This is a genomic window from Pseudomonas gingeri (assembly GCF_013385635.1).
Lineage (GTDB): Bacteria > Pseudomonadota > Gammaproteobacteria > Pseudomonadales > Pseudomonadaceae > Aquipseudomonas > Aquipseudomonas gingeri_A.
Map to the genome: position 1 here is coordinate 1 of NZ_JACAPR010000007.1, position 23,478 is coordinate 23,478.

Here is a 23,478-nt window from a genome sequence, read left to right on the forward strand (position 1 = left end):
CGGGCGCCCGTCACGGTCCAGTGGCAGCAACTGTGTACCACCAGTGCCTTTGCCGCCGTCGAGCTTCTGGGAAAAGGTGCCGAGCAGATCGAGACCGAAGCCGACCGTACCCTGGGTAAAACCGGATTTCGCATCGAGGATGAAGTTCTGGGTCCATTCCTCGGCCTTGCCCTGGGTGTAGGCGGGGTTGGTGTAGTTGCGATTGATATAGAAATTACGCAGGTTCAGGGTGGCCTGGGCGTCTTCCACAAAGCCATGTTCCTCGGCCATTGCCGGCAGGGTCGCCGCGGTAATGGCGAGGGCCAGCAGCGTAAGGGAGGACAGCTTGCTCGTGTTCAGTGGCTTCATGGATCGGTCTCTCTAATTGTTAGGGATGAAGCAGGGCGCAGCCGCAACCAGAAGGTGCAGACAAAAGGTGTGAACAGGGAACGGGCGGGTGTGATCAGCCGCTGAGGGCAGGGCGTCGAGGCATGGCGGATGAACCTGTTGTTATTGGTATGGATTGAGAGGTATGGCTCTGTGCGAGGGAATGTTGCGTTGGACCCACCGCCCGGTTCAATCGCGCTTTGGCGGTTCTGGGCGATTACCGAACGGAACAGTGCCGGCATGAAAAAACCCGCCGATGGCGGGTTTTTTGTGTCGCATGAAAGGCCTCAGCCCTTCGGGGGTGTCTCGTCGATCGGGCGGGCCTGACCGGTCTGCTCGTTCCAGCCACCGCCGAGGGCCTTGTACAGGTTGACCTCGCTGGTGAGTTGCGACAGGCGATCGCTGATCAGCGATTGCTGGGCAGTGAACAGCTGGCGCTGGGCATCGAGGAAGGTCAGGTTGCTGTCGACACCAATGCGGTAGCGACGCTCGGCCAGGCGGTAGTAGTCCTGGTTGGCGGCGACCAGATCACGCTGTGCCTGCAACTGCTGGTTGAAGGTCTGGCGTGCGGCCAGGCCATCGGAGACTTCCTGGAAGCCGGTCTGGATCGCTTTCTCGTAGTTGGCGACGCTGATGTCCTTCTGGATCTTCGAGTAGTCCAGGCTGGCTTTCAGGCTACCGGCGTTGAAGATCGGGATGCTGATCTTCGGCGAGAACAACCAGGTTCCCGAACCGCCCTTGAACAGGCCGCCCAGGTCCGGGCTCAAGGTCCCGGCATTGGCGGTCAGGCTGATGCTCGGGAAGAATGCCGCGCGCGCCGCGCCGATATTGGCATTGGCCGCCATCAACTGGTGCTCGGCACCGAGAATGTCCGGACGTCGTTGCAGCAGGTCAGACGGCAGGCCAGCGGGCATGTCGCTGAGCAGCTTGGCCGACAGAGGCTGGGCCGCTGGCAGGTTGGCCGGCAAACCGGCGCCCAGCAGCAGCGTCAGGCTGTTCTGGTCTTCGGCGACCTGGCGGGTGAACTGCGCCAGCTTGACCCGTGCGCCTTCCACCGAGGTCCGCGACTGGCTCAGGTCCAGGGCGGAGGCCACGCCGACTTCGTTGCTGCGCGAGGTCAGCTTGTAGCTTTCCTCGTAGGCCGCCAGGGTGTCCTGGGTCAGCTTGAGCAGTTCCTTGTCGGCCTGCCAGGTCAGGTAGGCGTTGGCGACGCTGGCCACCAGGCTGATCTGCGTGGTGCGGCGGGCTTCTTCGCTGGCGAAGTAAGTCTGCAATGCCTGCTCGCTCAGGCTGCGGATCCGTCCGAACAGGTCCAGCTCATAGGAGCTGACGCCGAGGGTGGCCGAGTACTGGCTGTTGATCCCCGCCTTGCCGGTTGACGAAGCGTCGGCCGGCAGGCGCTGGCGGCTGCCGCTGCCGTCGGCGCTGACCGCCGGGAACAGGTCGGCACGCTGGATCTGGTACTGGGCGCGGTAGGCGTCGATGTTCAGGGCCGCGACACGCAGGTCGCGGTTGTTTTCCAGCGCCACCTGGATCAGCTGTTGCAGGGCCGGGTCGCTGAAGAACTGGCGCCAGCCCTGTTCGGCTGCCGCGACATTCGCCGCCTGGGCCGGCGAGTAGGCCGGTCCTTGCGGGTACTGAGCCGCTACCGGCGCTTGCGGGCGCTGGTAGTCGGGAATCAACGAGCAGCCGCTGAGCACGAAGGCGGCGACCGCTACGGAGAGAAGGGACTTGCTCATTGGCCAGCCTCGTTGCTTGGAGTTTCAGTAGTGTCTGGCTTCTTGTGCTTCTTCTCGCCGCCGATGGACGACACGGATACGAAGAACAGCGGCACCCAGAAGATCGCCAGGATCGTTGCGGTGATCATACCGCCAATTACGCCGGTACCGATGGCATGTTGGCTGCCTGAGCCGGCACCAGTGGAGATCGCCAGGGGCACCACGCCGAGGATGAATGCCAGGGAGGTCATGATGATCGGACGCAGACGCATGCGGCACGCCTCGATGGCGGCGTCGACCAGGGTCCGGCCCTGTTCATGCAGTTCCTTGGCGAACTCCACGATCAGGATGGCGTTTTTCGCCGCCAGCCCGATGGTGGTCAACAGACCCACCTGGAAGTACACGTCGTTGGACAGCCCGCGGAAGGTGGTCGCCAGCAGCGCACCGATAATCCCCAGCGGTACCACCAGTACCACGGCGATCGGAATCGACCAGCTTTCGTACAGCGCGGCAAGGCACAGGAACACCATCAGCAGCGACAGGGCGAACAGCGCCGGCGCCTGGGAGCCCGACTGCTTCTCTTCGTACGACAGGCCGACCCAGGAAATCCCGACACCCGCCGGCAGTTTCTGGGCGAGGGCCTCGACCTCAGCCAGGGCTTGGCCGGTACTGTAGCCAGGCGCCGGGGCACCGAGCACTTCCACGGCGGAAACACCGTTGAAACGCGACAGCTTCGGCGAGCCGTAGACCCACTCGCCCTTGGCGAACGCGGAGAACGGCACCATGATCCCGGCGCTGTTGCGCACGTACCATTTCTGCAGGTCTTCAGGACTCATCCGTGAACTCGGCTTGCCCTGTACGAACACCTTCTTCACCCGGCCACGGTCGATGAAGTCGTTGACGTAACTGCCCCCCAGCGCAATCGACAGGCTGTTGTTGATGTCCGCGAGCGATACGCCCAGGGCACTGGCGCGCTCGTCGTCGATGCTCAGTTGGTACTGCGGTTCATCGTTCAGGCCGTTGGGACGCACCTGGGTGAGCACCTTGCTCTGTGCCGCCATGCCAAGGAACTGGTTACGCGCGGCCATCAGCTTCTCGTGACCGATACCGGCCTGGTCCTGCAGGTACACGTCGAAACCGATGGCGTTACCCAACTCCAGTACCGCGGGGGGGGCGAAGGCAAACACCATCGCATCGCGGAACGTGAAGAAGTGCTGCTGCGCACGGGCCGCCAGGGCGAACACGTTGTTGGCCGTGGAGCGTTCGTGCCAGGGCTTGAGCATGATGAACGCCAGGCCCGAGCTCTGACCGTTACCGGCGAAGTTGAAGCCGTTCACGGTAAAGACCGAGTTGACGGTGTCGCCTTCCTTGTCCAGCAGGTACGAGCGCATTTCGTCGAGCACCACCTGGGTCCGCTCGGCACTGGAGCCCGATGGCGTCTGGACCTGGGCGAACAGCACGCCCTGGTCTTCTTCCGGCAGGAACGAAGTGGGGATACGGGAGAACAGCCAGATCATGCCGGCAAAGATGATCACGTAGACCAGCAGGTACGGTGCCTTGTGTCGCAGGATGCTGCCCACGGTACGTTCGTAGCCGCGCACACTGCGGTCGAAGTTGCGGTTGAACCAGCCGAAGAAGCCGCGCTTGGAAGTGCCGTGGTCGCCCTTGGCAATCGGTTTGAGCATGGTCGCGCAGAGCGCCGGGGTGAAGATCAGGGCGACCATCACCGACAGGGCCATGGCCGAGACGATGGTGATCGAGAACTGCTTGTAGATCACCCCGGTGGAACCGCCGAAGAACGCCATCGGCAGCAGTACCGCCGAGAGCACGAGAGCGATACCCACCAGTGCGCCCTGGATCTGCCCCATGGATTTCTTGGTGGCTTCCTTGGGTGACAGGCCTTCCTCGCTCATCACCCGCTCGACGTTTTCCACCACGACGATGGCATCGTCCACCAGCAGGCCGATGGCAAGCACCATACCGAACATGGTCAGGGTGTTGATGCTGAAGCCGGCCGCCGCGAGGATCCCGAAGGTGCCGAGCAATACCACCGGTACGGTCATGGTGGTGATGATGGTGGCGCGGAAGTTCTGCAGGAACAGGAACATCACCAGGAACACCAGCACGATCGCCTCGACCAGGGTTTCAACCACGCCCTTGATCGATTCGGTCACCACTGGCGTGGTGTCGTACGGGAACACCACCTCCATGCCTGGCGGGAAGAACGGCTGCAGCTTGGCAATGGTCTGGCGCAAGGCCTTGGCGGTGTCCAGGGCGTTGGCGCCGGCGGCGAGTTTCACGGCCAGGCCGGATGCCGGCTTGCCGTTGTACTGGGCGTTGACGCTGTAGTTTTCACCGCCGAGACCGACATCGGCGACATCGCCCAGGCGCACTTGCGAGCCGTCCTGGTTGACCTTGAGCAGTATCGCCTTGAACTGTTCGGCGGTCTGCAGGCGGGTCTTGCCGATGATGGTGGCGTTCAACTGCTGGCCGGGCATGGCCGGCAGGCCGCCCAGTTGCCCGGAGGATACCTGGACGTTCTGTGCGGCAATGGCGTTCTTCACGTCAACCGGGGTCAGCTTGAAGTTGTTCAGCTTGGCCGGGTCGAGCCAGATGCGCATCGCGTACTGGGCACCGAACACCTGGAAGTCACCGACACCCGGAGTCCGTGAGATCGGGTCCTGCATGTTGGAGACGATGTAGTTCGCCAGGTCTTCCTTGACCATGCTGCCGTCGGTCGATACCACACCGATGACCAGCAGGAAGTTCTTCACCGACTTGGTCACGCGGATACCCTGTTGCTGCACTTCCTGTGGCAGCAGCGGGGTCGCCAGGTTCAGCTTGTTCTGGACCTGGACCTGGGCGGTATCGGGGCTGGTGCCCTGATTGAAGGTCGCGGTGATGGTCATGCTGCCGTCGGAGTTACTCGACGACTCGATGTAGCGCAGGTTGTCGATACCGTTGAGTTGCTGCTCGATCACCTGGACCACGGTGTCCTGCACGGTCTGCGCGGAGGCGCCCGGGTAGGTCACGGCAATCGCGATGGCCGGTGGAGCAATGGCCGGGTACTGGTTGATCGGCAGCTTGAGGATCGATAGAGCCCCGACCAGCATGATCACCAGGGCGATAACCCAGGCGAAGATCGGACGGTCGATAAAAAATTTCGACATGGTTTACTCCCCTTTGCTGCCCGCGGCTTTTTCTGTGGCCGGGGCAGGCGCCGGGTTGGCTGCCTTCACGTTGGTGGCTTCGGTGGCCTTGACTTCAATGCCAGGACGCACGAACTGGAGACCTTCGGTGATCACGCGGTCGCCGGCTTTCAGGCCGTCCTCGATCAGCCATTGGCTGCCGACGGTACGGGTGGCCTTGAGCTGGCGCAGCTCGACCTTGTTGTCGGGACCGACGACCATCGCGGTCGGCACGCCCTTGAGGTCGCGGGTCACGCCTTGTTGCGGGGCGAGGATCGCGGCGCTCTTCACACCGGCCTGCAACTGGGCATGCACGAACATACCGGGCAACAGGGTGTGATCGGGGTTGGGGAACACCGCCCGCAGGGTCACGGAACCGGTGGTTTCGTCCACGGTGACTTCCGAGAACTCCAGCTTGCCGTCCTGCGTGTACTGGCTGCCGTCTTCGAGGGTCAGCTTGACCGTCGCGGCGTTGTCGCCGGCTTTCTGCAGGCGACCGCTTTCCAGGTCGCGGCGCAGTTGCAGCAGCTCCGCGGTGGACTGCGTGACGTCGACGTAGATCGGGTCGAGCTGCGAGATCGTCGCCATGGCATCGGCCTGGCCGGAGCTGACCAGTGCGCCTTCGGTCACCGAAGAGCGGCCGATACGTCCGGACAGCGGTGCATACACCTTGGTGTAGCGCACGTTGATCTGGGCGCTTTGCAGGGCTGCTTCCGATTGCAGGCGGTTGGCGACGGCGGTGTCGTACTCCTGGCGGCTGACTGCCTGTTCGTTCACCAGTTGCTTGTAGCGGTCGGCAATCGACTTGGTCGATTGCAGGTTCGCCTCGGCGCTCTTCAGGGTCGCTTCATAGACCGACGGATCGATCTGATAGAGCTGCTGGCCGGCTTTGACATCGCCGCCTTCCTTGAACAGGCGCTTGAGAATGATGCCGTTGACCTGTGGCCGGACTTCCGCGATGCGATAGGCCGTGGTCCGGCCCGGCAGGTCGGAGGTCAGGGTGAAGGTCTGGGTCTGCAGGGTAACGACGCCGACCTGAGGCGCGGGAGGGGCTGCCGGGGCGGCCTTTTCCTCTTTACATCCGCTGAGCAGCGATGCCAGGGCGACGGCGGTGACCAGAGCGGTAACAGCTGGCTTGAGTTGCATGAAGATCCTCGGGTCAGGCGCGCACGATGCGCACAAGAATAGTGGAAGGGTATTAAAGGTGATCCGACTGGATAAATAGGTTGCTAATGAATATACTTACATTCATGGTTGTTTGTAAATACTTGCACTTTTCGTGAAAGTAGTAACAAAGCATTGAATTCATTTCGGGAAAAGGCATAAGAATCGCCGCCCGTCGTTAATCTCGGATCAAGCCCAGGGGCCGTCCGAGGCCCCCTGATTGAGGTTGTACTGCCATGGTCCGTCGCACCAAAGAGGAAGCTCAGGAAACCCGCAGCCAGATACTCGAAGCTGCCGAAAAGGCGTTCTACGAGCGTGGTGTGGCGCGCACGACCCTGGCCGATATCGCGACCCTGGCAGGTGTGACCCGTGGCGCCATCTATTGGCACTTCAGCAACAAGGCCGATCTGGTGCAGGCGATGCTCGACTCGCTGCGCGAGCCTCTGGATGACCTGGCCAAGGCCAGCGAAAACCAGGAGGAGCTTGATCCGCTGGGGTGCATGCGCCAACTGCTGGTGCACTACTTTCAGCAGGTTGCCCTTGATCCGAAGGTCCGGCGCATCAATGAAATTCTGTTTCATAAGTGCGAGTTCACCGATGAAATGTGTGATCTGCGTCGCCAGCGACGTGCTGCCAGCCTGGACTGCAACGTGCACATCGAACTGGCCTTGCGTAATGCAGTGAACCGAGGACAGCTTCCCGGGAATCTCGATACGGCCCGCGCCGCCATCAGTATCCATGCCTGGATCGATGGCATTCTCTATCAATGGTTGCTGGCCCCCGACAGCTTCAACCTGGCTGGAGATGCCGAGCGCTGGGTCGATACAGGATTGGATATGCTGCTCCTGAGCCCCAGCCTGCGCAATTGAGTCAAAATGCGTAATTGAGTCTAGTTGTGTCAACATTTAACGCTAGTAACAAAAAAACAGCTCAGTTGCCGACAGCGGGCAACATTTATATACCTGTGAGCTGAAACTTGGTAGTTAGTGTGCTAAGTATTTTGTAGCAAATTTGTTGCGAGCGTGTGAATGAATGTATCGAACCTGCTGCACAAGAGTGCCGAGCAGCCACTCAAGGGTATTGCCCTGATCGGCGTGGCGGTGTTGCTGTTCGCCAGCCACGATGCCTTGTCCAAGTACCTGTCGGGTTTCTACCCGATCGTGATGGTGGTCTGGGCCCGCTATGTGGTCCACACCCTGCTGATGCTGGTGGTCTTCGTACCCCGCAGTGGCTTTTCCGCGGTGGTACGCACCCGGCGTCCCGGCCTGCAATTGTTGCGCGCCTTGTGCCTGATCGGCACCAGCCTGTTTTTTACCACTGGCCTGCGTTATATCCCCCTGGCGGAAGCCACCTCGGTCAACTTTCTCGCGCCCTTGCTGGTGACCGCCTTGTCGGTGCCGCTGCTGGGCGAGCGCGTGAGCCGGGGACAATGGGCGGCGGTGATCGCCGGTTTTGTCGGGGTGCTGATCGTGGTGCGGCCGGGCGGGGCATTGTTCACCCCGGCGATCCTGCTGCCACTGTGTTCGGCGTTGTGTTTCGGCTTTTATCAGTTGCTGACCCGGATGCTCAGTGGTGTCGACAGCCCGACCACCAGCAACTTCCTCACTGGCATCCTCAACAGTCTGATCATGAGCGCGTTGCTGCCGTTTTTCTGGAGCACCCCGACTCTGGTCCATGGCCTGTTCATGATCGGCCTGGGGACCTGCGGCATGCTCGGCCACATGTTCCTGACCCAGGCCTTCCGCCACGCGGCGCCGGCGATGCTGGCGCCGTTCAGCTACGGACAGATCCTGTTCGCGGGTATGTATGGCTACCTGATTTTCGATCACACGCCGGACATGTTCGCCGTGGCCGGGATCGCGGTGATCTGTCTGAGTGGACTGGCGGTGGCCTGGGGGCAACGCAAGCGCGGTTGACCCCCTGGGTATTCAGCCATTGCGATTTCGGCTGAGAAAGGTCGCCAGTGATGATTGCCAGCCGCCATTGCGGACCATCTGGAGCAGACTTCTGCGCCAGATGTCCTGCAGGGTTTCGGCTTTTTCCGAGTCCGGTGCCGGATTTGGCGCCGCAGGATTTTGCCCCGTGGCCTCCTGTTTCTGTCTTGCCAGGCGTTCCAAGGCCAGGGGGTTCAGAATCTCGCGGGATTTATGTTCGATGTAGCTTTGGTGCCTCTGATAAGTCTGGAAGTGTGGCGCAAGCGCCACCTCCGGGTCGCCTGTGGTGGAAAATCGGGTGACGACCTTTTCCAGAAAATCGAAGTCGCAGATATTGAAAGCACTGTAACCGGGATCAAGGAGATAACGCAGGAAACCTTGGTCCAGAGCGCTGCCTTTTATGGCTTCGCCATCGAGAATACGTGCAGCCGTTGCAGCGTCCTTGTCGATAAAGCTGTAGCTCAACTGGTGTCCTTCAATATCGTATATGTCGCCACTGTTCAAACTTCCCAGCAGGGCACCATTCTTGAATTGACGGTAATCGGCCAACTCCCTCGCGAGGGAGGTGACGTATCTTGGCGCGGCGCCTTGTTCTTGAGCAAACTCATAGATGCGCGCCAGTAGATCTCTGTCGGCTTTGGTCAGGTAATATTTTCCGCTCTTGGTGGTGTCCAGAACTGTTTCAAAGGGTGGGTTGAGTTCCCCGCCATAGAGGTGGGTGATCAGTAATGCCTCGCCGCTTAGGGAAACAGAGTTTGACGTGGTGGCTGGTACACTGTTCTTTGTAGTGGGTGGAGCTGGTGCCGCTTTCATTCGGGCTGAAGGGAAATTGTATGGATTTTCTGACTGGGTGATTTTCATGTTTTCAGTTCTCTGGGTATAGTAAAAATCCGTCAGCACCTATGTGCTGACGGAGAAACTTTGTCACTGGTAGCTGTATTCAAAAGTAATAGCGTCTTCCCCCAGCGCATGGGCGGGCTTTTCCAGGTCTTCCGACATGTGGGTGATGTGGATCTTTACGCCATGTCCAAATTTTTTTCCGTTAAAGCGATTGATGCTTCCGGTCGAGTTTGGATTAATGAATTGGCAGTCTGTTTCTACTTCTGTATTGGAGTAAGGCTCGAAATAACAAAGTCGGACCCTTTCATTTATTGCGTCTGGAAAAAGCGTTGTAGTCCAACGAATCTCTCTGAGCTTCATCATAAAGTTTGTCGGATGAGCGAAATCGGCGAGTAATATCCGATGTGTTGAGGTGCCTGTATTGATATAGCTGAACATACTCGGCGGTTTTGCCGATTTGGTAATGCTCACGTCGGTGGCGAAAGTTGGGGTACTTGCCAAAAGCAAGGCGAGCGAAAGCAGCTTTTTCATGAGGGTATTCCTGAAAAAAGAGCGTGTTGTTTATGTTTTATGGGACATGCCGGCTCCGGGTTTTCATGGGCGGTCCCCTGGGCGCGTGGCTGTACTGAGGGAGGCCAGGACCCGGAAGGGCGCGGCAGGCGGCAGGTATCGGATCAGTCATCACGAAGCGCCTCCACCGGTTGCAGGCGAGAGGCTTTCAGCGCCGGATGCAGGCCAAAGAACAGCCCGGTCAACAGCGAACTGCCGATCCCGAGCAGCAACGCTTCGGGGGCCAGATGCAGGGACCAGCCGGCAAGATGACTGAAGATCAGCGCGACCAGGCTTCCCAGAACCGCTCCCAGCAGGGCACCGAGCAGCGACATGCACAGGGCCTCGCAGAGAAAGGCATCGCGGATATCCCGGGGGCGGGCACCGAGTGCCAGGCGCAGGCCGATTTCCCGTCGACGTTCGGCGAGGTTCATCAACATCACGTTCATCACCCCGACGCCCGCCACCAGCAGGACAATGCCGCCGAGTCCGGCCAGCAGTCGGGAGAAGGTGGCGGCCTGGCGCTTCAGACCGTCGAGCAGTTGCTGCGGTATCCGCACCTCGACATCCCGGCCCCGGAGCAGGGCCCGCAAACGGACCTTCAGTGCTTGCGCCATGGCGTGCGGGTCGGCATCCGGCGCGATCCTGATAATCAGGCTGTCGATTTTCGGCTCGCTAAATAACCGTTGCAGACTGTGCACGGGGATCACGATCGAGTGATTGATGTCCAGTGGCAACAATGGATTATTGGGCTGGCGAGCCGCAATGCCGATGACATCGAACAGATAGCCCTCGATAGGCAATTGGTCACCCGGGCGCAGGGGACGGCCCTGTTCCGATAATTGTCGTGCGACCTCTGCGCCGACCACGGCAAAGGTTTCCCGGCGATCGAATACGCTCAGGAAACGACCGTCGCGCATCTGCAGGTCCAGGGCCGCCGCCAGATCGCCAGTGGTGCCGAGCAGGGCGCTGTCGACCTCGATTGCAGACCGGCGCAAACGCGTGGAATACAGGCTGACGGGGGCAATATCGATCAGATGGGGCAGGGCGTTGCGCAAGGTGGCCGGATCGAGCGTCGTGGTGGGTGTCCGGGAGGTTTTGCCGCTCGGCGGGAAGCTGACGACCAGCATGTCCGTCCCCATGGCCTGGAACGAACGCAGGGCTTCGGCTTGCGCACTGTTGCCGATGTTCAGCAGGGCAACGATCGAGCCGCTGCCGACCACTAGGCCCAACAGGCTCAGCCAGGTGCGTCGGCCGGCCAGCCACAGGTTGGCGATAGCCTCGGCGAGTACCTGGCGCGGGAGGGGGCCGTAATGTTCGAGATGGATCATGCCGCACTCTTCCTTTGGACCGATCACTGCGTAGCGCAGATGCCTCATAAGAGTCGGCCGTTGGAAGGGGGGCTAAATAGGAATGGTTTCCGCTTGTTGTGTGGGAATTTTCTATTGCCGGTAGCGAGTCGAGCGACGCCGAAGCGCCTGGTGAAGCAGGCACCTCACCGGGTACTCAATGGCTCAGCTCATGCTGAATTTCACGCTATAGCTGTAGGGCGGGGCCTTGAGCGTCTTGTTCAGCCGGGCCTTGCAGGATGCCCGGCGTTCGCCGATCGACTCGGCTTCCCGTGTCCACACCGGCAGGTAGCTGTGGCGGGGCGCCTGGGCGAAGCGCTGTTGCAGGGAGTGCTGGGCCACGAAGCGGCACTTGCGGGGCCCCGAGCCGTAGATGAACCAGGCCCGTGGTCCGGCGAGCTTCAGTTCCCGCCGCTCGCCGCCGGCAATGGAAAAGCTCGAAGGCGAGGCGCCATTCAGGTCGATGCCGGTGCCCAGCAACTCCAGGGGCTGGGAGGAGTCGTTGTGGATTTCCACCGCGGTGACGATGCCTGACGCATAGGCGGCAAATGAAAGCAGGGCGGACAGGGCACCGCAGAACAGCGCGATGCTGAAGGATTGCAGCAGGAGAGTCATGTTAATTCCTTTTAGGTCGGATCTTGGAAGCAACGCCATTCCATGGCGTTGCACGCTTTTCCGGAGAGGGGAGGAAAAGCGTCGTGTAAGTATGCGGACTGTGGCGAGGAATACCCTCGACAAAGCGCCCTTTGTCCTGTGAGTGTTTTCCGATAGTGATGTAGTGAAGTTTGGCAGATGCAAAAAAGCCCCGGCTCTGACGAACCGGGGCTTTTTCTTGCGACTGTCAGCGTGTTGCTTGCGGCTTAGAGCGTCGGGTAGTCGATGTAGCCGACCGGGCCCTTGCCGTAGAAGGTTTCAGGGTGGGCATCGTTCAGCGCTGCGTCGGCCTTCAGGCGTGCCGGCAGGTCCGGGTTGGCAATGAACGGTACGCCGAAGGCCACCGCGTCGGCCTTGCCGCCGGCCAGCCAGGCATTGGCGCTGTCCTTGGTGAAGCGCTCGTTGGCGATGTAGGGACCGCCGAACGCCGCCTTCAATTGTGGGCCGAGGCTGTCGCCGGCTTCCTTCTCGCGGGAGCAGATGAAGGCGATACCGCGTTTGCCCAGCTCACGTGCAACGTAGGTGAAGGTTTCCGAGAGGTTCTCGTCGCCCATGTCGTGGGAGTCGGCGCGTGGTGCCAGGTGCATGCCGACACGGCCGGCGCCCCAGACTTCCACCACGGCGTCGGTGACTTCGAGCAACAGGCGGGCACGGTTTTCCAGGGAGCCGCCATAGTTGTCGGTACGCTGGTTGGTGCTGCTCTGCAGGAACTGGTCGAGCAGGTAGCCGTTGGCGCCGTGGATTTCCACGCCGTCGAAACCGGCAGCCTTGGCGTTTTCCGCACCGACGCGGTAGGCGTCGACGATATCGGCGATTTCAGCGGTTTCCAGTGCCCGCGGCGTCGGGTAGTCGGCCAATGGACGGACCAGGCTGACGTGGCCCTTGGGTTGGATGGCGCTCGGTGCGACCGGCAGCTCGCCGTTCAGGTACGAGGTGTGGGAAACCCGGCCGACGTGCCACAGTTGCAGGAAGATCCGGCCACCGGCGGCGTGTACGGCCTTGGTGACGTTGCTCCAGCCACGCACCTGGTCGTTGGACCAGATGCCTGGGGTGTCAGGGTAGCCGACGCCCATCGGGGTGACCGAGGTCGCTTCGCTGAGGATCAGGCCGGCGGAGGCGCGCTGGACGTAGTACTCGGCCATCAGGGCGTTCGGTACACGGCCTTCATCGGCACGGCAGCGGGTCAGCGGTGCCATGATGATGCGGTTCGGCAGTTCGAGGTCGCCCAGCTTGATTGGATCGAAAATAGTGGTCATGTGTACAACCCTCTTGATGATTAGTTGGTAGCGGGAGCCAGGTCGGCATTGCCGCTCTGGCGAAACGTGATCAGGGTCACCAGCAGCGCGAGCACCGCCAGTGCCGCGGCGGCCAGGGGCACGCTGGTAAGGCCGAAACCGTGGGCGATGACACTGCCGCCGATCCAGGCGCCAAGGGCGTTGCCGACGTTGAAGGCGCCGATGTTCAGGGTCGAGACCAGGTTCGGTGCGGCCTGGCCATAGGTCACCACGTTGACCTGCAATGCGGGCACGGCGGCGAAACAGGCGGTGGCCCAGAGGAACAGGGTGATTTCAGCCGGAACCACGATCAGGCTGGTCCAGGTCAGTACGGTGGCCAGGACGGCCATGGCGATAAAGACTCCGATCAGCGTCGCCGACAGGCTCTTGTCCGCCAGCTTGCCGCCGATGATGTTGCCGGCCGTCAGGCCCAGGCCCATCAGTACCAGGGTCCAGGTCACGCCCCGTGGCGAGACGCCGGTGACTTCGCCGAGCAATGGCGCGATGTAGGTGAACAGGGCGAATACCGAGGCCGAGAACAGCGCGGTCATGCTCAGGGACAGCCACAGGCCGGCCCCCTTGAGGGCCGCGAGTTCGGCGCGCATGTCGAGTTTTTCCTCGTCGCGCCTGGCCGGCAGGAAGCGGATCAGGCCGATCAGCGCGATCACGCCGATAACGGTCACCGCCCAGAAGGTCGAGCGCCAGCCGGCCTGTTGGCCGAGGGCGGTACCCAGGGGCACGCCGAGCACGTTGGCCAGGGTCAGGCCGGTGAACATCAGGGCCACGGCCGAGGCACGCTTGTCCGGGCTGACCAGGTTGGCTGCCACCACCGAGCCGATACCGAAGAAGGCGCCATGGCACAGGGCGGTGACGATGCGGGCGATCATCAGCACGTTGTAGTCGCTGGCCACCGCGCAAAGCAGGTTGCCGATGATAAAGATGCCCATCAGGGCCACCAGGGCGGCCTTGCGCGGCAGCCGGGCGGTGGCCATGGCCATGAATGGCGCGCCGATGGCCACGCCCAGGGCGTAGCCGGTCACCAGCCAGCCAGCGCCGGGGATCGAGACCCCGAGGTCCGCCGCGACATCGGGCAACAGGCCCATGATGACGAACTCGGTCGTGCCGATGGCGAAGGCGCTCAGGGCCAGGATAAGTAGCGAGAGGGGCATCGTGTGCGGTCCTTTTAGAGCTCTTGGCTCATGATGCGGAGGAACTCCTGGATGGTTTCCTCGTTGCGTTTGAAGAAGTGCCACTGGCCGGCTTTCTGGCTGCTGATCAGGCCTGCCCGTTGCAGCGTTGCCAGGTGTGCGGACACGGTCGACTGCGACAAGCCGCAGCGTTGGTCGATCTGTCCGGCGCAGATGCCGAATTCATGGTGGTGCTGCTGGTCCGGGAACTGGGTTTTCGGATCTTTCAGCCAGTTGAGGATGTCTCGGCGTACTGGGTGTGCCAGCGCTTTTATTATTTCGTCGAGGTCGATGGTCATGGCAGTGTCTCAGGGTGGTAAAACGGTATATCGCGATGGGGCGAAATATAAATCGCTACTTCACGATATACCAATATGATTTCGATCTGATTCCAGCATAAATCGCTATATCGGGTTATAACGATATAGACGGCGAAGGTGCTAAGCTGCTTGGCATGAATTATCTCGCACACCTCCATCTGGGCGGCCAGCGCCCGGAACAACTGCTCGGCAGTCTCTACGGCGATTTCGTCAAGGGGCGTGTCGACGGGCAATTCACGCCCTCCATCGAGGCGGCGATCCAGTTGCATCGGCGCATCGATGTGTTCACCGACCGGCATCCCCTGGTGGACCAGGCGTTGTCGCGTTTCAGCCTGACCCGTCGGCGTTATGCCGGGATCGTCCTGGATGTGTTCTTCGATCATTGCCTGGCGCGGGACTGGGCGTTGTACGCCGAGGGTTCGCTGGACAGCTTTACCGCCGGGGTCTACCGGCTCCTGGCGAGCGAGCCGCAGTTGCCGGGGCGCCTGGCGCAGGTCGCACCCTATATGGCGGCCGATGACTGGCTGGGTTCGTATCGGCAGTTCGACGTGCTGCGCCAGGTACTGCGAGGGATTTCCCGGCGCTTGTCACGGCCCGAGGAACTGGCTCATGCGATGCATGAGCTGGAGCTGTTGTACGAGCCGCTGGGCGAAGATTTCCGGCGCTTCTATCCCCAGTTGCAGGCGTTTTCCCGGGAGCAGTTGCAAGCGCCTTGATCGCCGGGTGTTTGCCCTGATTTGTAGGAGCCGGGCTTGCCCGCGAAGCTTTTGATCGTTCCCACGCTCCGCGTGGTAACGCCGCGATGGACGCTCAGCGTCCGCTTCTGCGACGCAGAGCGTCACGGGCAGCATTCCCGCGCTGGAGCGTGGGAACGATCGGACGGGCCTCTTCGCCGGCAAGCCGGCTCCTACAGGGTTTATGCGGCTTCGGCTTCGGCTGCTGTGACCGGACGTGGCATCGCACGCTTCACTTCGGTGGCTTCGCCAAACAGGGCCATCTGCACCGCCTGTTGGGCCTGGAAGGCCAGGGCCGCGCGTTCCTGGCCGTTGCAGGCAATCGGTGCCAGTACCTGGATCTCCACCTCGGCCTGGTCATTGGAAAACAGCCGCATCAGGTGCGAGAGCAGATCATCGTCGCCAATGAAGGGTGCGAGCATGTCAGGCTGCCCGTCGCGCAGATAGCGGATCGCCACCGGTTGCAACGAGACGTCCGTATCGATGGCCGCCGACAGCAGGCGACCGTGGAAGGTACGCAGCGAACGGCCATCGGTGGTGGTGCCTTCGGGGAACATCAGCAAGGGATGCTGTTGCTCCAGGTGACGGCTCATCTGCTTGCGGATCAACTGACTGTCACCCGAGCCACGGCGGATGAACAGGCTGCCGGCCTTCGCCGCCAACCAGCCGGCCACCGGCCAGGTGCGGACCTCGGCCTTGGACAGGAAGGACAATGGCGTCAGTGCGCCCAGCAGGGCGATGTCGGTCCAGGACACGTGATTGCTGACCCACAGCATCGGTTGGGTCGGCAAAGTGCCACGGACCGTGACGCGAAAAGGCAGGGCATTGCTCAGCCGGGCCATGAAAAACCGCGACCAGCGCTGGCGACGGACCATCGAGTTGGCGATACCCAGGCGTTCGAACACACCGAACACGCTGGCCATGCTCAAGCCGAGGGCGACCACCAGCAGCACCCGGGCTATCCGCGCATACACCCGCAGCCGGCTCATTACACGGCCGCCTTGAAGTGGCGGGCGTAACGCGGGCACAACTCGTCGCGCTTGAGCAGGATGAACACATCGGCGACCTGGAAGTCTTCGTCCCAGCACGGCTCGCCACAGATCTTCGCGCCCAGGCGCATGTAGGCCTTGAGCAGCGGCGGCATCTCGGCGATGACGTTACCGGGGATATCCAGCGACGGCAGCGGTTTCTTCGGTTCGGCGCGCAGGTGTTCGGTGCTCAGGTAGCGTTCACGCAGACGCTGCATGATCGCGTGGGCCTGGATCCCGCCATCCTGCATCGGGATGCTCGCGCAACCCATCAGGTAGCTGTAGCCGCCTTCGTTGAGTACTTCGGCCAGCTCACCCCAGAGCACGGCGATGGTGCCGCCGTTGCGGTAGGCCGGATCGACGCAGGTCCGGCCGATTTCCAGGATCGGGCCCTGCAAGTGGCCGAGGCCATGCAGGCTGAATTCTTCTTCGCTGTAGAAGCGGCCCAGGGTATTGGCGGCCTTGTGGTCGAGCAGGCGGGTGGTTGCTACCAGGCGGCCGCTGTTCAGGTCGCGCACGCCGATGTGGCGGCAGTGCACATCATAATCATCCATATCCAGGCCGAGCTCGGCGCCTTTCAGCTTGGCGTTGAACTCGCCGCTGAAAACGTTGAAGCGCAAGGCCTGGGCTTCTTGCAAGGCCGCGGCGCCCAACAGGCGTTCGGCTTGCAGGCGGCGTTCATTGCCGGTGTCGCTGATGCGGGCGATCTGAGTCATGACGCGTCTCCGGTTGCCGGCCAGGGTTGCGGCCAGTCGACTTTGTTGTGCAAAGTCAGGCTATGTAGCCCCGGTGTCATCGCCATGAAGCTTTGGTGATGCTTATATGACAGCCCCCAAGGAGCCCGCCATGTCCTGGTCATTCCTGCTCGACCCGCCCCAACGCCTGCCTGTGCCGACCGATCTGGGCGAGGGCTTCGCGGTCCTGCTCGATGGGCTGGGAGCGGTGACGCCGTTCGAACTGGCGGTGCGCGGAGGGCGGATCATGGCCTCGCCGGGGCTGGCGTTCCTGGTGGGGTATCAGGCCGCCTTGCGCATGCTCTGGCCCAGCGCCCCGGCCAGCCTCGGCGCGTTATGCGCGACCGAGCAGCGCAGCCTGCGTCCGGCCGATATGCAGACCCGTCTCGATGGTCTGCGCCTGACCGGGCACAAGGACTTCGTCACTGGCGGTGATGCCGCCGACTGGCTGCTGGTGGCCGCGCGCAGTGAAGAAGAAGGCGGTTCGCCGCGCCTGAGCCTGGTGATCGTTTATCCGGGCGAGCCGGGTATTCGCCTGGAGAGCCTGCCGCCCTTGCCGCTGATACCGGATATCAGCCATGGCCGGGTGCATTTCGATAACGCCGCCTGCGAGCGCCTGGCCGGTGATGGCTGGGATGCCTATATCAAGCCGTTCCGAACCCTGGAGGATATTTATGTCCTCAGTGCCCTGACGGCCTGGCTGCAGGGTGTCGGCCAGGACAGCGGCTGGTCGCAGACGCTGCAATTGCGCCTGCTGGGCGTGTTGGCCGGCTGCGCCGAAGCCAGCCGGCAAAACCCGTCTTCGGCAGCGGGGCATGTGTTGCTGGGTGGTCTGTTTGCCCAGTTCGAGGCCCTCAAGGTCGAACTGGAAAAAGCGTTTGCGTCGGGACCCACTGAGTGGCGCGATATGTGGCTGCGTGATCGCGGGGTGCTGGATATCGCCGCCGGTGCACGGGCCAGGCGCCTGGCGAAGGCCCTGGCAACGCACTGAGCAGACAGAGTGCTGAGCAGAACTGTCATCAAATCCGCTTACACTCGACCGCGGCTATTTCTTCGAGCTTGCCCCATGCCCAAGGGTTCGACCTTTTTCGCGGTTTTCCTGCTGCTTGTCACCTCCGCCGTCCGTGCCGAAAACTGGCCCGGTGCCGACTGGGCCCAAGGGCCGAAGGTTGCCGGTCCTGCCGTCGAAGCCCTGCAGGCCTATGCCTTTGCGCCGCGCGACGATACGACCCGCAAAGGCGTGCGCACCGACGCCTTGCTGGTGATCCACCAGGGCCGGATCGTCTACGAGCAATATGCCGGACCGACCCGTGTCGATACCCCGCACCTCACCTGGTCGATCAGCAAGAGCATCATGGCGACGGTCATGGGCGTCGCCTACGGCGAGGGGCTGTTCCAACTGCACGATCCGGTGGCGAAGTTCTACCCGGCTTTCCAGGCCCACCCCAAGGTCACCCTGGAGCACCTGTTGAACTGGTCGTCGGGTATCGACTGGCAGGAGGACTATGAATACGCGCCGCTGAAGTCCTCGGTGGTGGCGATGCTCTACACCCTCGGCCATGCCGACATGGCCGGCTATACCGCCGGTCATGGCGAGTACAGCGCACCCGGCCGGGCTTTCCGTTATTCCAGCGGTGACAGCAACGTCCTGGCGGCGGCCCTGCGCAATATCGTCGGCGCCCAGCGTTATCCGGACTATCCCTGGACGGCCCTGTTCGACCCGCTGGGTATCCACGGTGCGGTGTGGGAGCGTGATGGCAGTGGCACCTTCGTGGCGTCGTCCTACGCCTATATGACCGCCCGCGACCTGGCCCGGATCGGCCTGCTGATGGAGCGCAATGGCCACTGGCAGGACCGGCAACTGCTGCCCAGGGCCTGGGTCGATTTCAACCGGCGCCCGTTTCCCGGCTACAAGCCGGGGCAGGATGAAGCCGTGGCGGGAGGCCAGTGGTGGCTCAATCGCTCCATCGACGGGGCGCCCAAGCCTTGGCCGGACGCGCCGTCGGATACCTTCGCCGCCCTCGGGCACTGGGGACAGGTGTTGTACGTGATTCCCAGCGCCGGCCTGGTGATCGTGCGCTATGGCGATGACCGCGACGGCAGCTACCGTCACAACGAACTGCTCAAGCGGGCCATGGTGGCCTTTGCGCCGAAGGTGCTGCCATGACGTCCACGGGGTTTATCCGCCGCCGCCCGTTTCTCAGCCTGCTGGCGTTGCTGCTGTTGGCGCTGTTCTCCTGGACCTGGCACGAGCGTGTCGCCCTGCGGGCCTTTCCGCAGATCATCAGTGCCTATACCGCCAAGGAATATTGCTCCTGCCGGTATGTCATGAACAATGCCGCCGACTACTGCCTCGGCTATGTGAAACAGTCGGTGCCGATCAGCCGTTTTGTCGACGACCCGAGCCAGCGCCGGGTCAGTGCCGAAGGCCTCGGGCGCAGCAGCACGGCGGTCTGGGTCGGTGAGCGCGAAGGCTGTCGGCTGGAGCCCTGAGACGTCGTTTGCCACCTCAACCGCCGCCGGTTAAGGTGACGCCTACGTTCAATCAGGAGCTTGCATGCACCGGTCCCGCCTTCTTCTGGCCCTGCTCGGGGCACTGGCCCTGCCGGCCCAGGCCAACTGGTACCTGGACAATGAGTCTTCGCGCCTGTCGTTTGTCACCACCAGGAACGCCGATATCTCCGAAGTCCACCGCTTCCTGACCCTGCACGGTAAGGTCGATAGCCAGGGGCTGGCGACCCTCGAGGTCGAGCTGGAGTCGGTCAATACCGGCATACCCTTGCGCGACGAGCGCCTGCGTCGCGACCTCTTCGAAATCAAGGCCCACCCCGAAGCGCAGGTCACCGCGCAGATCAATGTCCAGCCGATCAACGACCTGGCACCCGGTGCCCAGCTTGAACTGCGCCTGCCGCTGGTGGTCAGGCTGCATGGCCAGGAGCACAGCTACAACGCCGAATTGCTGGCGACCCGTCTCGATGACCGGCGCTTCCAGGTCGTGACCCTGGAGCCTCTGGTGGTGCACGCCGAGGATTTCGACCTCTTACCGGGCCTCACGGCGTTGCGCAAGGTTGCCGGGCTGTCGGCCATCAGTCTGTCGGTACCGGTGGGCGCGGTGCTGATTTTCACGGCGCGCTGAAATGGCCGGCGCGGTCTTTCCCTGGCGCAGCGACAATGCCTTCGAGCTGCTGATCGACGGCCCGGAGTTCTTTCCGCGCATGCTGGTGGCGATTGCCCGGGCCGAATGCCAGGTCGAACTCGAGCTGTACCTGGTGGAGGCCGGCGAGTGCGCCGAAGCCATGGTCCAGGCGCTGGTCCAGGCGGCCGAGCGTGGGGTGCAGGTGCGCTGCCTGTTCGATGACTATGGCAGCCTGGCCTTTACCCTGGGCTTGCGTCGGCGGCTGCTCGAGGCCGGGGTCGAACTGCGCTTCTATAACCGCCTGCGCTGGCGGCGTGGCATGCGCAACCTGTATCGCGATCACCGCAAGCTGCTGCTGGTGGACAAGTCCATGGCGGTGGTCGGAGGCACCGGCGTCACCGACGAATTCTGGACGCCTGGCAACGACCGTTTCGAATGGCACGAAGTCATGGTGCAGATCCGTGGTCCGCTGGTGCTCGACTGGCAGTTGCTGTTCGACCGTCAGTGGCTGGCCAACGAGCAACGCACCGCCTGGAAACCCGTTGCCCATTTCGGCCTGACGCGCGTGCCACGGCTACCGGTGGCGGGGCAGGGCATGGGGCGGGTGGCCTACGCCGATGCCCGGCAACATCGCGATATCCTGCAGTCGCTGATCCGTGCGCTGAGTGGCAGCAAGCAGCGGATCTGGCTGGCGACCCCGTATTTCCTGCCCACCTGGAAGGTCCGGCGTTCATTGCGCCGGGCCGCCCAGCGCGGGGTTGACGTGCGGCTGCTGCTGACCGGGCCGCGTACCGATCATCCTTCAGTGCGTTATGCCGGCCATCGTTACTACCCGCGCCTGCTCAGGGCGGGAGTGCAGATCTTCGAATACCAGCCATGTTTCCTGCATTTGAAGATGGTGCTGGTCGACGATTGGGTCAGCATCGGCTCGTGCAATTTCGATCACTGGAACCTGCGCTTCAATCTGGAAGCCAACCTCGAAGCGCTTGATCCGCCATTGACCGCAGCCGTGATGGCCAGCTTTATCAGTGATTTCGCCCTCAGCCAGCCGGTCAGCCTCGAAGCCTGGAAGGCGCGGCCGTTGTGGCGCCGGGTGAAACAGCGGCTATGGGGTTGGGTCGACCGCCTGGTGGTGAACCTGCTCGACCGTCGGCACTGATCGATTGTGCAACAGTGTCCCACAGGTCGCATTCAGGGTATTGCGACCGGTTTCCCTGGGATAGACTCCAGCCAATTCTTCCTATGTACGGGAACACCCCCATGACTCCATCGTTGCTTATGGCCGTCCTCGCGTCCGGCTTTATCTATGGCATCACTCCCGGTCCCGGTGTGCTGGCGGTATTCGGCATTGGTGCGGCGCGCGGACGGAGGGCCGGTGCCGGGTTTCTCTGCGGTCATCTGCTGGGGGATGTGATCTGGTGCAGTACCGCGCTGATTGCGATTGTCGGTGCGCGGGAAGTCGGCAGCACCGCCTTCGATGTGCTGGGCGTCATCAGCGGCCTCTACCTGTTCTGGCTGGGCTGGCGGGCACTGCGCAGCCGTCGTTCCAGCGGCGAATCCCCCCAGGGTGCGGCCCGGCAACCGTTCTGGCATGGCATCCTGTTCGGCCTGACCAATCCCAAGGCCTACCCGGTGGCGGTCGCGACTTTTACCGCCTTGCTCTCCAGCCGTGCCGAGCTACTCAGCTGGTCGATGCTGCCGGCGCTGATTTTTCTCAGTTTCCTTGGCGGCGTGCTGGCATACGCTATTCTCATCGGTGTTGTCGGTGCCCAGCGGGTGCGGGTGCTGTATCAGCGCCACGAATTGATGATTACTCGTTTGTGCGGTGTGATGTTCATCGGCTTTGCCATAAATGCGCTGACTCATGCGCTGCCGGGATTACTGCCGAACAAGGCTTGAGTCAACGGCGAGGGGGGCAGGGAGCCGCGTTTTTCCAGGGATCGATACTGACGCTTAATTTTTCGGGCGATCGCTTTCTGATGGAAACGAAGACTGTCACACCGCTGGCCAGCTATATCGACCTGCTGCTTGATGCGGTGTGTGCCGTTGATGTCGAAGGGCGTTTTGTTTTTGTCAGTGCCGCCTGCGAGCGCATCTTCGGCTATACGCCGGACGAACTGATCGGCACCGCGATGATCGAGCTGGTCCTGCCCGCCGACCGCGAGCGGACCCTCAGGGCCGCCAGTGAAATCATGGCCGGCGAGCCCAAGCCACATTTTGAAAACCGCTATGTGCGCAAGGACGGCCAGGTGGTGCATATCATGTGGTCGGCGCGCTGGTCCGAGGCCGATCAACTGCGTATCGCCGTGGCCCGGGACATCACCGAGCGCAAGCTCGCCGAGGCGAAGCAGGCGGCGCTCTATGCGATTTCCGAGGCCGCCCATGCGACCGAAGACCTGCTGACCCTGTTCCAGCGGATACACCGGATCATCGGCGAATGGTTGCCGGCGCAGAACTTCTGCGTGGCGCTGTATGACGTGCCGCGGGACCAGTTGAGTTTCCCCTATCACATCGACGACCGACGAGCACAGTGCAACGCCGATGGCCACTGCGCCCAGATCGTGCGCAGTGGCCTGCCGTTGCTACTGAACGACGAGGACGCACCTTGTCTCGGCGTACCACTGACCTCGCAGAACGGCATCATTGGCGCACTGCTGGCAAAGAGTTCGGATGGTGAGCGCTACACCGAGCACGACCAGGATCTGCTGCAGTTCGTCTCGGCCCAGGTCGCCGCGGCCATCGAACGCAAGCAACTGCATGCGCGCCTGCAATACATGGCGCGTTACGACCAGTTGACCCACTTGCCCAACCGGGCGTTTTTGCAGGAGCGCCTGAAGGCGGCGCTGGCCAGGGCGCGGCGTGAGCACGGGCAGTTGGCGTTGCTGTATGTCGACCTGGACAAGTTCAAGCAGGTCAACGACAACTTCGGCCATGGCGTGGGCGACCTGCTCTTGCAGGAAGTGGCCCGGCGTCTGCAGCAATGCGTACGCGAAACCGATACCGTGGCCCGTATCGGCGGGGATGAGTTCGTCATTCTGCTGGAGCAACTGCACCTGCGCGAACACGCCACCCAGGTTGCCGACAAGATCCGTCGCCAGCTCAACGAACCGATGGTCTGGGAGGATTGCGAACTGAGCATCATGCCGAGCATCGGCATTGCCCTGTACCCGGAAAACGGCGAGGAGGCGCAGCAGCTGTTCAAGCATGCGGACGAGGCGATGTATGGGGCAAAGCGCGCAGGTCTGGTAACTCATTGAGGCAGTGGAAAGGTATTTTGAAAAGTGATCTATAAATCACATTTAG

Annotated in this window: 23 protein-coding genes; 10 read left to right on the forward strand and 13 right to left on the reverse strand. The window is 62.2% G+C overall.

What is annotated here, in order from left to right; genetic code table 11:
• From HX851_RS33550 to HX851_RS33565, 4 genes are all read right to left on the reverse strand, one after another.
• Window positions 1-348, reverse strand: a 348-nt coding sequence (locus HX851_RS33550; RefSeq protein ID WP_177064185.1) for an OprD family outer membrane porin, incomplete at its 3' end; no start/stop codon positions are given.
• A 305-nt stretch (window positions 349-653) separates the two neighbouring features.
• A complete protein-coding gene (locus HX851_RS33555; protein ID WP_177060733.1) occupies window positions 654-2,105 on the reverse strand; it encodes an AdeC/AdeK/OprM family multidrug efflux complex outer membrane factor in 1,452 nt (483 codons plus the stop codon).
• Complete coding sequence (locus HX851_RS33560) at window positions 2,102-5,254, reverse strand: efflux RND transporter permease subunit (protein ID WP_177060732.1); 3,153 nt, start codon at window positions 5,252-5,254, stop codon at window positions 2,102-2,104. Before HX851_RS33560 ends, HX851_RS33555 begins: the two co-directional genes overlap by 4 nt.
• Before the next feature lie 3 nt (window positions 5,255-5,257).
• Window positions 5,258-6,418 (reverse strand): efflux RND transporter periplasmic adaptor subunit, encoded by a 1,161-nt coding sequence (locus tag HX851_RS33565; protein ID WP_177060730.1) that lies wholly within the window; start codon window positions 6,416-6,418, stop codon window positions 5,258-5,260.
• Between the two features lie 254 nt (window positions 6,419-6,672).
• Here HX851_RS33565 and emhR point away from each other — a divergent pair, with 254 nt between their 5' ends.
• Together emhR and HX851_RS33575 are read left to right on the forward strand one after the other, a co-directional pair.
• Window positions 6,673-7,305 carry an efflux system transcriptional repressor EmhR gene (gene emhR / locus HX851_RS33570; RefSeq protein WP_177060729.1) on the forward strand — a complete coding sequence of 211 codons (633 nt, stop codon included), beginning with the start codon at window positions 6,673-6,675 and terminating at the stop codon, window positions 7,303-7,305.
• A 159-nt stretch (window positions 7,306-7,464) separates the two neighbouring features.
• Window positions 7,465-8,352 (forward strand): DMT family transporter, encoded by an 888-nt coding sequence (locus HX851_RS33575; protein WP_177060728.1) that lies wholly within the window; start codon window positions 7,465-7,467, stop codon window positions 8,350-8,352.
• A gap of 12 nt (window positions 8,353-8,364) precedes the next feature.
• Here HX851_RS33575 and HX851_RS33580 read toward each other — a convergent pair whose 3' ends face one another.
• The 7 genes from HX851_RS33580 to HX851_RS33610 form a co-directional block, all read right to left on the reverse strand.
• The gene (locus HX851_RS33580; protein ID WP_177064186.1) at window positions 8,365-9,231 is read right to left on the reverse strand and encodes a hypothetical protein; all 867 of its coding nucleotides are present in this window, start codon (window positions 9,229-9,231) and stop codon (window positions 8,365-8,367) included.
• A gap of 63 nt (window positions 9,232-9,294) precedes the next feature.
• On the reverse strand, window positions 9,295-9,741 hold the full coding sequence (locus HX851_RS33585) for a hypothetical protein (protein WP_177064187.1): 447 nt from the start codon (window positions 9,739-9,741) through the stop codon (window positions 9,295-9,297).
• Window positions 9,742-9,884: 143 nt separating this feature from the next.
• Window positions 9,885-11,090, reverse strand: coding sequence for an ABC transporter permease (locus tag HX851_RS33590; protein WP_177064188.1), 1,206 nt, complete (start codon window positions 11,088-11,090; stop codon window positions 9,885-9,887).
• A gap of 183 nt (window positions 11,091-11,273) precedes the next feature.
• Complete coding sequence (locus tag HX851_RS33595; protein ID WP_017127706.1) at window positions 11,274-11,723, reverse strand: hypothetical protein; 450 nt, start codon at window positions 11,721-11,723, stop codon at window positions 11,274-11,276.
• Between the two features lie 245 nt (window positions 11,724-11,968).
• Entirely contained in the window at window positions 11,969-13,018 is a 1,050-nt protein-coding gene (locus HX851_RS33600) for an alkene reductase (RefSeq protein ID WP_177064189.1), read from the reverse strand.
• A 20-nt stretch (window positions 13,019-13,038) separates the two neighbouring features.
• Window positions 13,039-14,205: an MFS transporter gene (locus HX851_RS33605; RefSeq protein WP_177060723.1), complete on the reverse strand. Its 1,167-nt coding sequence runs from the start codon at window positions 14,203-14,205 to the stop codon at window positions 13,039-13,041.
• A gap of 14 nt (window positions 14,206-14,219) precedes the next feature.
• Window positions 14,220-14,522, reverse strand: a complete 303-nt coding sequence (locus HX851_RS33610; protein WP_177060721.1) for an ArsR/SmtB family transcription factor — start codon at window positions 14,520-14,522, stop codon at window positions 14,220-14,222.
• A 155-nt stretch (window positions 14,523-14,677) separates the two neighbouring features.
• On the opposite strand from HX851_RS33610, the gene HX851_RS33615 reads away from it, so the two are divergent.
• Entirely contained in the window at window positions 14,678-15,259 is a 582-nt protein-coding gene (locus HX851_RS33615) for an acyl carrier protein phosphodiesterase (RefSeq protein WP_177060719.1), read from the forward strand.
• Window positions 15,260-15,459: 200 nt separating this feature from the next.
• Here HX851_RS33615 and HX851_RS33620 read toward each other — a convergent pair whose 3' ends face one another.
• Window positions 15,460-16,266 carry a lysophospholipid acyltransferase family protein gene (locus HX851_RS33620; protein ID WP_177064190.1) on the reverse strand — a complete coding sequence of 269 codons (807 nt, stop codon included), beginning with the start codon at window positions 16,264-16,266 and terminating at the stop codon, window positions 15,460-15,462.
• On the reverse strand, window positions 16,266-17,021 hold the full coding sequence (olsB, locus tag HX851_RS33625) for an L-ornithine N(alpha)-acyltransferase (RefSeq protein ID WP_177060715.1): 756 nt from the start codon (window positions 17,019-17,021) through the stop codon (window positions 16,266-16,268). Before olsB ends, HX851_RS33620 begins: the two co-directional genes overlap by 1 nt.
• Before the next feature lie 130 nt (window positions 17,022-17,151).
• On the opposite strand from olsB, the gene HX851_RS33630 reads away from it, so the two are divergent.
• From HX851_RS33630 to HX851_RS33660, 7 genes are all read left to right on the forward strand, one after another.
• Window positions 17,152-18,030, forward strand: coding sequence for an acyl-CoA dehydrogenase family protein (locus tag HX851_RS33630; RefSeq protein ID WP_177060713.1), 879 nt, complete (start codon window positions 17,152-17,154; stop codon window positions 18,028-18,030).
• Window positions 18,031-18,105: 75 nt separating this feature from the next.
• Window positions 18,106-19,206, forward strand: coding sequence for a serine hydrolase domain-containing protein (locus HX851_RS33635; protein ID WP_177060711.1), 1,101 nt, complete (start codon window positions 18,106-18,108; stop codon window positions 19,204-19,206).
• Window positions 19,203-19,532 carry an amidase gene (locus HX851_RS33640; RefSeq protein ID WP_177064191.1) on the forward strand — a complete coding sequence of 110 codons (330 nt, stop codon included), beginning with the start codon at window positions 19,203-19,205 and terminating at the stop codon, window positions 19,530-19,532. The genes HX851_RS33635 and HX851_RS33640 overlap by 4 nt, the downstream gene beginning before the upstream one ends.
• A gap of 64 nt (window positions 19,533-19,596) precedes the next feature.
• On the forward strand, window positions 19,597-20,175 hold the full coding sequence (locus HX851_RS33645; protein ID WP_177060707.1) for a YceI family protein: 579 nt from the start codon (window positions 19,597-19,599) through the stop codon (window positions 20,173-20,175).
• Window position 20,176: 1 nt separating this feature from the next.
• Window positions 20,177-21,334 carry a phospholipase D-like domain-containing protein gene (locus HX851_RS33650; RefSeq protein WP_177060705.1) on the forward strand — a complete coding sequence of 386 codons (1,158 nt, stop codon included), beginning with the start codon at window positions 20,177-20,179 and terminating at the stop codon, window positions 21,332-21,334.
• Window positions 21,335-21,435: 101 nt separating this feature from the next.
• On the forward strand, window positions 21,436-22,074 hold the full coding sequence (locus tag HX851_RS33655) for a LysE family translocator (protein WP_177060703.1): 639 nt from the start codon (window positions 21,436-21,438) through the stop codon (window positions 22,072-22,074).
• 80 nt (window positions 22,075-22,154) lie between these two features.
• Entirely contained in the window at window positions 22,155-23,432 is a 1,278-nt protein-coding gene (locus HX851_RS33660; protein ID WP_177064192.1) for a GGDEF domain-containing protein, read from the forward strand.
• Window positions 23,433-23,478: the final 46 nt, after the last annotated feature.

Excerpts from the sequence above, each read along its gene's own strand:
- HX851_RS33555 (WP_177060733.1), bottom strand. The coding sequence starts at position 2,105 with ATGAGCAAGTCCCTTCTCTCCGTAGCGGTCGCCGCCTTCGTGCTCAGC.
- HX851_RS33560 (WP_177060732.1), bottom strand. The coding sequence starts at position 5,254 with ATGTCGAAATTTTTTATCGACCGTCCGATCTTCGCCTGGGTTATCGCC.
- HX851_RS33565 (WP_177060730.1), bottom strand. The coding sequence starts at position 6,418 with ATGCAACTCAAGCCAGCTGTTACCGCTCTGGTCACCGCCGTCGCCCTG.
- emhR (WP_177060729.1), top strand. The coding sequence starts at position 6,673 with ATGGTCCGTCGCACCAAAGAGGAAGCTCAGGAAACCCGCAGCCAGATA.
- HX851_RS33575 (WP_177060728.1), top strand. The coding sequence starts at position 7,465 with ATGAATGTATCGAACCTGCTGCACAAGAGTGCCGAGCAGCCACTCAAG.
- HX851_RS33580 (WP_177064186.1), bottom strand. The coding sequence starts at position 9,231 with ATGAAAATCACCCAGTCAGAAAATCCATACAATTTCCCTTCAGCCCGA.
- HX851_RS33585 (WP_177064187.1), bottom strand. The coding sequence starts at position 9,741 with ATGAAAAAGCTGCTTTCGCTCGCCTTGCTTTTGGCAAGTACCCCAACT.
- HX851_RS33590 (WP_177064188.1), bottom strand. The coding sequence starts at position 11,090 with ATGATCCATCTCGAACATTACGGCCCCCTCCCGCGCCAGGTACTCGCC.
- HX851_RS33595 (WP_017127706.1), bottom strand. The coding sequence starts at position 11,723 with ATGACTCTCCTGCTGCAATCCTTCAGCATCGCGCTGTTCTGCGGTGCC.
- HX851_RS33600 (WP_177064189.1), bottom strand. The coding sequence starts at position 13,018 with ATGACCACTATTTTCGATCCAATCAAGCTGGGCGACCTCGAACTGCCG.
- HX851_RS33605 (WP_177060723.1), bottom strand. The coding sequence starts at position 14,205 with ATGCCCCTCTCGCTACTTATCCTGGCCCTGAGCGCCTTCGCCATCGGC.
- HX851_RS33610 (WP_177060721.1), bottom strand. The coding sequence starts at position 14,522 with ATGACCATCGACCTCGACGAAATAATAAAAGCGCTGGCACACCCAGTA.
- HX851_RS33615 (WP_177060719.1), top strand. The coding sequence starts at position 14,678 with ATGAATTATCTCGCACACCTCCATCTGGGCGGCCAGCGCCCGGAACAA.
- HX851_RS33620 (WP_177064190.1), bottom strand. The coding sequence starts at position 16,266 with ATGAGCCGGCTGCGGGTGTATGCGCGGATAGCCCGGGTGCTGCTGGTG.
- olsB (WP_177060715.1), bottom strand. The coding sequence starts at position 17,021 with ATGACTCAGATCGCCCGCATCAGCGACACCGGCAATGAACGCCGCCTG.
- HX851_RS33630 (WP_177060713.1), top strand. The coding sequence starts at position 17,152 with ATGTCCTGGTCATTCCTGCTCGACCCGCCCCAACGCCTGCCTGTGCCG.
- HX851_RS33635 (WP_177060711.1), top strand. The coding sequence starts at position 18,106 with ATGCCCAAGGGTTCGACCTTTTTCGCGGTTTTCCTGCTGCTTGTCACC.
- HX851_RS33640 (WP_177064191.1), top strand. The coding sequence starts at position 19,203 with ATGACGTCCACGGGGTTTATCCGCCGCCGCCCGTTTCTCAGCCTGCTG.
- HX851_RS33645 (WP_177060707.1), top strand. The coding sequence starts at position 19,597 with ATGCACCGGTCCCGCCTTCTTCTGGCCCTGCTCGGGGCACTGGCCCTG.
- HX851_RS33650 (WP_177060705.1), top strand. The coding sequence starts at position 20,177 with ATGGCCGGCGCGGTCTTTCCCTGGCGCAGCGACAATGCCTTCGAGCTG.
- HX851_RS33655 (WP_177060703.1), top strand. The coding sequence starts at position 21,436 with ATGACTCCATCGTTGCTTATGGCCGTCCTCGCGTCCGGCTTTATCTAT.
- HX851_RS33660 (WP_177064192.1), top strand. The coding sequence starts at position 22,155 with ATGGAAACGAAGACTGTCACACCGCTGGCCAGCTATATCGACCTGCTG.